The organism is Methylobacterium sp. J-048 (genome assembly GCF_022829515.1).
In the GTDB taxonomy this organism is placed as follows: domain Bacteria; phylum Pseudomonadota; class Alphaproteobacteria; order Rhizobiales; family Beijerinckiaceae; genus Methylobacterium.
On the sequence record NZ_JAKSYL010000189.1, the window covers coordinates 1 to 8,868 of the forward strand.

Below are 8,868 nucleotides of genomic sequence, written 5' to 3' on the forward strand. Positions count from 1 at the left end.
AGCTGCAACAGAAGATTACATACTGGCGCCCCCTCTTTCCCTACCCGACGCTCTTCCGCCCGGCCGCCTTGCACTTCACCCCTACCTCCGACTCGTAGTGGGCGGCTCCGCAGGTTGCTCACGGTCACGCCCAGAGACGGGTCGCCTCGGCGGCATGTCCGCACACCGCGCGGCAAACTGCCTCCCGGTCTCACGCCCGCCACCGAGACACGCCCCGCATCGGCACGCCGCCCGGGGCGATGGCGGCTGAGAGCCACCGACGCGGGCACCGCCCCATCCTCCGAGCCCGCCGGTCAGCCACCGGACGGACCCCCGAGGAGCGCCGCGGGATTGCTCACGAAGCACCGGAGGACAGGTGACGGCTAATGAGCACAAAATAGGAACATTGTCAAGACAGAAGGGCTCGTATCGGGCGATCCCACCTCTCGCCGCGGGCGCCTTCCAGTGTTCTTTCGATCTCGATCGCCGTCGCACTGCGCAGGACAAAAAAAGGGGCCACCTCGCGGCGACCCCCTTCCTCATCTTGCCGGTTGGCTCGGACTTAGAAGTCCATGCCGCCCATGCCGCCGCCGCCCGGCATCGCGGGGGCGCCGCCATCCTTCTTCGGCGCGTCGGCGACCATGGCCTCGGTGGTCACCAGCAGGCCGGCGACCGATGCCGCGTCCTGGAGGGCGGTCCGCACGACCTTGGCCGGGTCGACGATGCCGGCCTGGATCATGTCGACATACTCCTCGGTCTGGGCGTTGAAGCCGTAGGTCTCCGAAGAGGTGTTGTCGGTGATCTTGCCGACGACGATCGAGCCTTCGACGCCCGCGTTCTGGGCGATCTGACGGATCGGGGCCTCAAGCGCCTTCAGCACGATCTTGATGCCGGCCTGGACGTCCGGAACGTCGGACTTCAGCGCGGCGACCGCCTTCTTGGCGCGCAGCAGGGCGGTGCCGCCGCCCGGGACGATGCCTCCTCGACCGCAGCGCGGGTGGCGTTGAGGGCGTCGTCGACGCGATCCTTCTTCTCCTTGACCTCGACCTCGGTCGCGCCGCCGACGCGGATCACCGCGACGCCGCCCGCGAGCTTGGCCAGACGCTCCTGGAGCTTCTCGCGGTCGTAGTCCGAGGTGGTCTCCTCGATCTGCGCCTTGATCTGCGAGATCCGACCCTCGATGTCCGACTTCTCGCCGACGCCGTCGATGATCGTGGTGGTCTCCTTCTCGATGCGAACGCGCTTGGCGCGGCCGAGCATCGGCAGGGTCACGTTCTCGAGCTTGATGCCGAGATCCTCGGCGATCATCTGGCCCTTGGTCAGGATCGCGATGTCTTCCAGCATCGCCTTGCGGCGATCACCGAAGCCCGGCGCCTTCACGGCCGCGACCTTCAGGCCGCCGCGCAGCTTGTTCACCACGAGGGTGGCCAGGGCCTCGCCCTCGATGTCCTCGGCAATGATCAGCAGCGGCTTGCCGGTCTGGACCACGGCCTCGAGCACCGGCAGCATCGCCTGCAGCGACGACAGCTTCTTCTCGTGGATCAGGATGTAGGGGTCTTCCAGCTCGGCGACCATCTTCTCCGCATTCGTGATGAAGTACGGGGACAGGTAGCCGCGGTCGAACTGCATGCCCTCGACGACGTCGAGTTCGGTCTCGGCGGTCTTGGCCTCCTCGACGGTGATGACACCCTCGTTGCCGACCTTCTGCATGGCGTGGGCGATCATCTCGCCGATCTCCTTGTCGCCATTGGCGGAGATCGTGCCGACCTGGGCGACCTCATCGGAGGTCGAGACCTTCTTGGCGCGGGCGACGATGTCCTTCACCGCAGCGGCGGTGGCGAGGTCGATGCCGCGCTTCAGGTCCATCGGGTTGATGCCGGCGGCGACGTACTTGGCGCCCTCGCGGACGATGGCCTGGGCCAGCACGGTCGCGGTGGTGGTGCCGTCACCCGCGATGTCGTTGGTCTTCGAGGCCACTTCGCGCACCATCTGGGCGCCCATGTTCTCGAACTTGTCGGCGAGCTCGATCTCCTTGGCGACGGTGACGCCGTCCTTGGTGATCCGCGGGGCGCCGAAGCTCTTCTCGATCACGACGTTGCGGCCCTTGGGGCCCAGCGTCACCTTCACCGCGTCGGCGAGGATATCGACGCCGCGCAGCATCTTATCGCGGGCGTCGGCGGAGAAACGAACGTCTTTCGCTGCCATGGTTTGCCTCTTGTGGTTGGGTTGGACCCCAAGGCCTCGGACGGCCTCAAAGGGCTGGGACGGGTGATCCGATCAGAGGGCGACGACGCCCATGATGTCGGATTCCTTCATGATCAGGAGGTCCTGACCGTCGATCTTGACCTCGGTGCCGGACCACTTGCCGAATAGGACGCGGTCGCCGGCCTTGACGTCGAGCGCGTTGACGCGGCCCTGCTCGTCGCGTGCGCCGGGCCCGACGGCGACGATCTCGCCCTCTTGCGGCTTCTCCTTGGCGGTATCCGGAATGATGATGCCGCCCTTGGTCTTCTCCTCGCTCTCGATGCGACGGACGACCACGCGGTCGTGCAGCGGACGGAACTTCATGAGCTGCCCTCTTGCTTCAAGTCTGCAGTTGGCGTTGATGCGGCCGGCGAGGCCGCGTCCGAGCCGGACTGTTAGCACTCTGTCTTGGCGAGTGCCAATGACGGCGGCGAGATAGCCCTCGCGCGGTTTCGAGTCAATGCTGTCGCACCCGCCCGCGACGGTGCGATGACGTGGCATCGGCCCCATTTCCCCCATGGATGACGCGCTCCCATGCTGAGCCTGCACGGACCCGAGGGCGCGGTGACGCTCGACCTGGGCGGCCCGATCCCCGGCAACGCCGTGTGGCTCGATCTCAACGATCCGACCTCCGAGGAGGCTGCCGCCGTGGAGGCGGCGACCGGTCTGCGCGTGCCGTCCCGGGCGGCCCTGTCGGAGGTCGAATCCTCGAGCCGGCTGCGGCGGGTGAAGGGCGGCCTGTCGCTCTCGACGCCGATGATCACCTTCGAGCGCAGCGAATCGCAGCTGAAGCCGCTCGGCTTCCTCCTGTCGAAGGACCACCTCGTCACCATCCGGTTCCACGATCTGCGGGCGATCGATTCCTCCGAGAAACGGATCGCCGACGGCGACGGCAGCGTGACCCCGAGCGAGATCTTCCTGGTGATCTTGGAGGAGCTGGTCGACAGCCTCGCCGACGCCCTGGAGGACATGGCCTCCGAACTCGACCAGCTCTCCACCCGGATCTTCGACTTCGACGTGCGCGGCGCGAACCGGCGGCGGCTGGAGAGCCCGCCGCCGCGCCGCCGCGACCTGGCGCTGCGGCGGATCCTGCGCGGCATCAGCAACCGCGGGAAGGTGTTGGGGAAGATCCGCGCCAGCCTGCTCGGCCTGGAGCGGATCGTGCCGTTCGTGTCGGCGGCCTGCGACGGCCTGGGCCTGCCCGAGGACGGACGCTTCGAGACGATCCGGCGGGATATCGACTCGCTGGACGAGTTCGAGACGCGGCTTGCCGAGAACGTCCAGTTCCTCCTCGACGCGGCGCTCGGGCTGATCAACATCGAGCAGAACAACGTCTTCCGCGTGCTCACCGTCGTGTCGGTGGTGGGCGTGCCGCCGACGCTGATCGCCTCGATGTACGGCATGAACTTCAAGCACATGCCGGAGCTGGATTGGGCCTACGGCTACCCCTACGCGCTCGGGCTGATCCTGTTCAGCGCCCTCGCGCCGATCGTGTATTTCCGGATCCGAGGCTGGTTCTGATATTCGGCCGCGGCTTTCTGAATGTGATTTCAGCGTCTTGGATTTTTTAGGCCGACAGAGATCGGTTTCACTTATATTCAATCTATATTTATTTTTGCGCACGATCCGCGTCGGAAGATTTACAATATCCTACTCAATTAGGTCAAAATTAACACGATACCCACTACACCCTCGCTATAGCAGCGCGAGCACTAATATGTTCAAAAAAACTGTTTATAACGAGACGCAGGCCAAGCTCGACGCTTTGAATCGGTCGCTGGCGATCATCGAATTCTCCACCGACGGCCATGTTCTCGACGCCAACGAGAATTTTCTTGATTTGATGAAGTACTCTTTGGCGGAGGTACAAAACAAGCATCATCGCATCTTCGTCGACCCTAACCATGCCAAAAGCTCCGAATACGCGGCGTTCTGGGCGAAGCTGAAGGACGGCCAGTACGTCACCGGCGAGTTCCTGCGCCTCGACAAGGACGGCACGGAGGTCTGGCTGGAAGCGACCTACAATCCCATCCTCGATGCACGCGGCCGGCCGGTGAAGGTGGTCAAGTTCGCGGCCGACATCACGGCGAAGAAGAACGAGATCGACCGCCTGATGTCGATGATCGACAACATGCCGGTCGCGGTGATGACCGCCGATCCGCGCAACGACTTCAAGATCAATTACCTGAACGCCACCTCGCGTAAGACCCTCGTGCCGCTCGAACAGTATCTTCCGATCAAGGTCGATCAGATGCTCGAGCATTCGTTCGACATATTCCACAAGAACGCGCACCATCAGCGCACCATGCTGGCCGATGCGAGCCGGCTGCCGCACCGGACCAAGATCAAGCTCGGCCCGGAGACGCTCGACCTGCAGGTCACGGCGGTCAACGATCGCAAGGGCAATTATATCGGGCCGATGCTGACCTGGGGCATCGTCTCCGCCCAGGTGAACATGGCGACCGACGTGAGCCGGGTGGTCGATGCCGTCGGCTCGGCGATCCGCGAGATGCAGCACTCGGCCGAGGGGCTGACGCAATCGGCCGATTCCGCCCGCCAGAAGGCGTCGTCGGTGGCGGTGAATTCCGAGCAGATGAACAGCGCCATCCAGGAAATCTCCGGCCAGGTCGGACGGGTCTCGGAGCGCGCCCGGCAGATCGCGGTCCAGGCAGAGGCCACGGATGCCACGATGCGGCGGCTGGCCGAGAATGCCCGCGAGGTCGACGCGGTGGTCGGGATGATCAAGTCGATCGCCGGGCAGACCAATCTGCTGGCCTTGAACGCCACGATCGAAGCCGCCCGCGCCGGCGCCGCCGGTCGGGGCTTCGCGGTGGTCGCCAGCGAGGTCAAGGCCCTGGCCGAGCAGACCGCCAAGGCGACGGGGGGGATCACCCAGCAGGTCGCGGCGATCCAGAGCGCCACCGGCGAGGCGGTCGGGGCGATCGAGATGATCACCGCCGCCGTCGCCGAACTCTCGCATCTGACCCTGGCGATGGCGAGCGCCGTCGAGGAGCAGGCGGTCTCGACCCACGAGATGTCGGGCAATATCGGTGGCGTCTCGAACGCGGCCAACGCCACCGGTCAGCTCGCCGAGGCCGTGCTGGGCGTCGCCGAGAGCCTGGCCGGCCACTCGTCGGATCTCTCGGAGAGCGTCCAGCGCTTCATGAAATCCGCTTGATCCTGCGACAGGCGCGACTCGGGGCCGTGAAACGTGCTCACGGCCTCATGCGTATGCCTGGTCCACGGTCCCGTAGGAGTTGAGCCGATCCCCTACACCTTCAGGATGTTGCGGCGCCCGGTCCTCGTCGCGCTCGCCTGCGGCGTCCCGGCTCTCGCCGAGGCCGAAAAGGCGCCCCTGGCGCCGCCGCCCGGGAGCGCGCCGATCATCAGCCTCGCCGCCCGGGGCGTGCAGATCTATGCCTGCATCGCCGCGGAGGGAGCCCCGGCCTGGGGCGCGGCCAAGCCCGAGGCCGACCTCGCCCAGGCGGACGGGCGCGTCGTCGGCCGCCATTTCGAGGGCCCGACCTGGGAAGCGCAGGACGGCTCCCGGGTGGTCGGATCTGTCATCGACCAGGCACCGGCGCCTGAGCCCCACGCCGTGGCGTGGCTGCTGCTGGCGGGCCGAACGTCCGGGTCCGGCGCGCTCGCCGGAACGCGCTACGTGCTGCGCCGGGACACGTCCGGCGGGGAGAAGCCGGCGGGCGGATGCACGCCCGGCCAGACCGCGCGCGTGCCCTACACCGCGACCTACACGTTCTACCGCTGACGGCCGGTCAATCGCGGGCGAGCTGCGCCCGCCCGATGGAAAAAACCCGTCCGTCCCCGAGCAGGTGGGCCGTGAACCCGTTCGGGAACAGGCCCTCGATCGCGCGGTCGCGGACGTTCAGCCCGCCCGCGAAGGCGCCGAAGGCCGGCATCACCAGGCGGGTGCCGTCGGTGACGAAGCAGCGCCGGCGGACCGCCCGGCCGCGCATCGCGACCTTGCCGCAGGGATGGAGATGGCCGGCGATCTCACCGGAGACCGGTTCGGCGCTGGGCTCGTGGCGCAGGATCAGGCCGCCGAGGGTCAGCGTATCGGCATAGCGGCCGCCGACGCCCTCGCTCACCGCCGCATCGTGATTGCCCGCGATCCAGACCCAGTCCCGGCCCTCCTGCAGGGCCGCCACCATGGCCCGGTCGCCGGGCTCCATCCGCTCCGGCCCCCGGTGATCGTGGAAGGAATCACCCAGCGCGACCACGCGGGCGGGATCGTGCCGGATCACCGCCTCGTGCAGGCAGGCCAGGGTCTCGCGGGTGTCGTAGGGCGGCAGGAACTGGCCGGTGCGGGCGGCGTAGGACGAGCCCTTCTCCAGGTGGAGATCGGACACGATCAGCGTGCGATGCTCCGGCAGCCACACGCCGCCGCAGAGATCGAGCATCAGGGTCTCGCCCGCGAGCCGCAGGGTCGGGTGCTTGTGAGTCTTCTCGAGTCTCAGGCCGGCCGCCAAGATCGCATCCTCGGTCTCAAAGGGGGAGGGCGGATCGCCGGTCAGGACAGAGCCTCCTGAAGAAGCTCGGCCTCGGCCTCGGCCAGGATCTCGTCGGCCCCCTCGCCGTAGACCCGCTCGCGCCCGATCTCGAGCATGACGGATACGGAGAGCGGCGAGACCCGATCGAGAGCCCTGTGGATGATTCGCCCCTGGATGCGCTCTAGCATCATGCCGAGCCGCCTCACGTCGAGGAGTCCGGTTGCCGCATCCTGCCGCGCCGCCCGGAGCAGGAGGTGGTCGGGCTGGTGCTTGCGCAGCACGTCGTAGATCAGGTCCGTCGAGATCGTGACCTGCCGGCCGGACTTCTTGAGGCCCGGATGATGGCGCTCGATCAGGCCGGCGATCACCGCGCATTGCCGGAAGGTGCGCTTCATCATCGCTGATTCGTCGAGCCACGCCTCCAGGTCGTCGCCCAGCATGTCGACCGCGAACAGGTCGCCGATGAAGTCGGGATCGAGCGCGGCCCGCTCGGACACGTCCCGCGTCGTCCAGATCGCGATGCCGTAATCGTTCGCCGCGAAGCCCAGCGGGCGCAGCCCGTCCCGTTCCAGCCGCCGCGTGAGCAGCATGCCCAGCGTCTGGTGCGCCAGCCGTCCCTCGAATGGGAAGGCCGTCAGGTAGTGGCGCTTCCCCCGCGGAAAGGTCTCGACCAGCAGGTCGCGCGCGCCCGGCAGGACCGAGCGGCGGCGCTGCTGCTGCAGGTACTCGCCGATCTGCTTCGGCAGGCGATCCCATTCGAACGGGTCGGCGATGATCGCCCGGACCCGCTCAGCCAAGAACGTCGACAGGGGGAATTTCGCGCCGGCATAGGAGGGGATCGCCGGGTCGGTGCCGAGGGGCGCGCGCGTCACCAGGGCCTCGTCCTCGGCGAGCCCCTCGAAGCGCAGGGTCTCGCCGGCGAACAGGAAGGTGTCGCCGACGGTCAGCGTGTCGGCGAACTCGTCCTCGATCTCGCCCAGCACCCGGCCGCCCTTCGGCAGGACCGTGCCGGGCTTGCCGCGTAAGGATCGGCCGAGCCGCACCCGCACCCGCGCCGCCTCGACGATGGTACCGACATTCATCCGGTAGGCCTGGGCGGTGCGGGCGTCGCGCACCCGCCACAACCCGTCGGGCCCGCGCAGGATCTTGGCGAAGCGCTCGTAGGCGCGCAGCGCGTAGCCGCCGGTCGCCACGTAATCGACGACCTGCTCGAACGCCTCCCAGGTCAGGCCGGTGTAGGGCGCCGCGGAGACGATCTCGTCATAGAGGCCCAGCGGATCGAAAGCGTCGGCGCAGGCCATGCCGAGCACGTGCTGGGCCAGCACGTCGAGGGCGCCGAGGCGCGCGTCGGGGGTATCCTGCGCGGCCTCCTCGACAGCGTCGAGAGCCGCCTGGCACTCCAGCATCTCGAAGCGGTTGCCGGGCACCAGATAGGCCTTCGACGGCTCGTCCATGCGGTGGTTTGCCCGGCCGATCCGCTGCATGATCCGGCTCGCGCCCTTGGGCGCCCCGACATTGACCACGAGATCGACGTCGCCCCAGTCGATGCCGAGATCGAGGGTCGCGGTGCAGACGATCGCCCGCAGCTGGCCGCCCGCCATGGCGGCCTCGACCCGGCGGCGCTGCTGCGCATCCAGCGACCCGTGATGGATCGCGATCGGCAGCGCATCGTCGTTGAGCCGCCACAATTCCTGGAAGGTGTATTCGGCCTGGAGCCGCGTGTTGACGAAGACCAGGGTCGTGCGGTGCTCGCGGATCAGGTCGTAGATCGCCGGCATCGAGTGCCAGGCGGTGTGCCCCGCAATCGGCAGTGACCGACCGAGATCGAGCATGCGCAGATCGGCCTTGGCACCGCCCTGGACGATGACGAGGTCGGCCATGGGGGGCTGTCTTTTTTTCCCTTCCCCCTCTGCGGGGGAGGGTAGGAGAAGCGCGCGGGTCGGGTCGGTGACCTCATCGAGCGCCGAGACCGCGACGCGCCCCCTCTCCCGTGCGCCAGGGTGCGGGCTTCCGCCAGGCTGACGGCGCTCCACACACCATCAATCTTCACCTCGCATGTCTGCTGTTCGGCCACCGGCCTGATGCTCAGAGGCGACAGACTCGGATCTCTTCCGCATACAGGCCACCAGCCCGCAGG

Annotated in this window: 5 protein-coding genes and 2 pseudogenes; 3 read left to right on the forward strand and 4 right to left on the reverse strand. The window is 67.4% G+C overall.

Going from position 1 to position 8,868, the window contains the following annotated elements:
• Positions 1 to 541: 541 nt before the first annotated feature.
• Positions 542 to 2,184, reverse strand: a pseudogene (gene groL, locus MKL09_RS19310) (chaperonin GroEL).
• 72 nt (positions 2,185 to 2,256) lie between these two features.
• Positions 2,257 to 2,547: a co-chaperone GroES gene (gene groES, locus MKL09_RS19315; RefSeq protein ID WP_007567860.1), complete on the reverse strand. Its 291-nt coding sequence runs from the start codon at positions 2,545 to 2,547 to the stop codon at positions 2,257 to 2,259.
• Between the two features lie 210 nt (positions 2,548 to 2,757).
• Here groES and MKL09_RS19320 point away from each other — a divergent pair, with 210 nt between their 5' ends.
• The 3 genes from MKL09_RS19320 (at position 2,758) to MKL09_RS19330 (ending at position 5,989) form a co-directional block, all read left to right on the forward strand.
• The gene (locus MKL09_RS19320) at positions 2,758 to 3,744 is read left to right on the forward strand and encodes a CorA family divalent cation transporter (RefSeq protein ID WP_244022795.1); all 987 of its coding nucleotides are present in this window, start codon (positions 2,758 to 2,760) and stop codon (positions 3,742 to 3,744) included.
• 196 nt (positions 3,745 to 3,940) lie between these two features.
• Positions 3,941 to 5,401 (forward strand): methyl-accepting chemotaxis protein, encoded by a 1,461-nt coding sequence (locus MKL09_RS19325; protein ID WP_244022797.1) that lies wholly within the window; start codon positions 3,941 to 3,943, stop codon positions 5,399 to 5,401.
• Positions 5,402 to 5,506: 105 nt separating this feature from the next.
• On the forward strand, positions 5,507 to 5,989 hold the full coding sequence (locus tag MKL09_RS19330) for a DUF3455 domain-containing protein (protein ID WP_244022799.1): 483 nt from the start codon (positions 5,507 to 5,509) through the stop codon (positions 5,987 to 5,989).
• A gap of 7 nt (positions 5,990 to 5,996) precedes the next feature.
• Here MKL09_RS19330 and pdeM read toward each other — a convergent pair whose 3' ends face one another.
• A complete protein-coding gene (pdeM, locus tag MKL09_RS19335; RefSeq protein ID WP_244022801.1) occupies positions 5,997 to 6,710 on the reverse strand; it encodes a ligase-associated DNA damage response endonuclease PdeM in 714 nt (237 codons plus the stop codon).
• Between the two features lie 41 nt (positions 6,711 to 6,751).
• Positions 6,752 to 8,608, reverse strand: a pseudogene (locus tag MKL09_RS19340) (helicase-related protein); the annotation flags it as partial.
• Positions 8,609 to 8,868 lie beyond the last annotated feature (260 nt).

Excerpts from the sequence above, each read along its gene's own strand:
- MKL09_RS19320 (WP_244022795.1), top strand. The coding sequence starts at position 2,758 with ATGCTGAGCCTGCACGGACCCGAGGGCGCGGTGACGCTCGACCTGGGC.
- MKL09_RS19325 (WP_244022797.1), top strand. The coding sequence starts at position 3,941 with ATGTTCAAAAAAACTGTTTATAACGAGACGCAGGCCAAGCTCGACGCT.
- groES (WP_007567860.1), bottom strand. The coding sequence starts at position 2,547 with ATGAAGTTCCGTCCGCTGCACGACCGCGTGGTCGTCCGTCGCATCGAG.
- MKL09_RS19330 (WP_244022799.1), top strand. The coding sequence starts at position 5,507 with ATGTTGCGGCGCCCGGTCCTCGTCGCGCTCGCCTGCGGCGTCCCGGCT.